General features: G+C 38.1%; 1 protein-coding gene and 1 pseudogene. Both read right to left on the bottom strand.

The annotated features are described in order from the left end of the window. Positions 1 to 318: pseudogene (locus tag ACYVRA_RS08370) on the bottom strand (DUF2804 domain-containing protein); the annotation flags it as partial. Beyond that, positions 308 to 562, bottom strand: a 255-nt coding sequence (locus ACYVRA_RS08365) for a hypothetical protein (RefSeq protein WP_461252268.1), incomplete at its 5' end; no start/stop codon positions are given. The pseudogene ACYVRA_RS08370 and the gene ACYVRA_RS08365, both read right to left, overlap by 11 nt.

Raw genomic sequence — 562 nt, 5'->3', positions numbered from 1 at the left:
TTGCCAGCCCGTGCCGGGCATTATTTTTCTGTAGAGATATTTTTGTTCTTTTTCCCTGTCATAAAGTAAAACCTGAGCCATTCTATACATTTTTACATTACAAAAAATAGCGTCCACCAGAAAATAGTTATTATGAGCGCTGAAACACTGCCATTCTTTTATCCGTAGATTTTTTGCCCACCGAGGAAGTGGGTAATTGTAAGGTTTGCGAATTTCCTGTAAATCTACCTTTTCAAAAGCCCTGTTCCATGTCCCAATAATAGGGTTTCCATCCACAATAGGCGAGGCAATTGGAGGCAGTACTTCCCTAGTATACATCTATGTAGATTCTATCATACTTTGCGTTTATTTGCAAAAAGCGAAAAACCAGCATAAGTATATCAAAACCTTTGTTTTTTGGCATTATTTTAACAGATTTTATCTTAGGACGAGTTTCCGCATAAGATTGCGGAGATAAACCTTGCTCCTTGTGACTTTTGAAGGACACATCGTTACTGTTGATACAGTACTTTAACTTTTTCAGGATCAAGCCGGGTAGCGGAGATAACATCTTCAATCGGAA

The sequence above is a fragment of the Treponema sp. R8-4-B8 genome (genome assembly GCF_054786175.1).
This window is presented reverse-complemented; position numbering and strand designations above follow the sequence as displayed.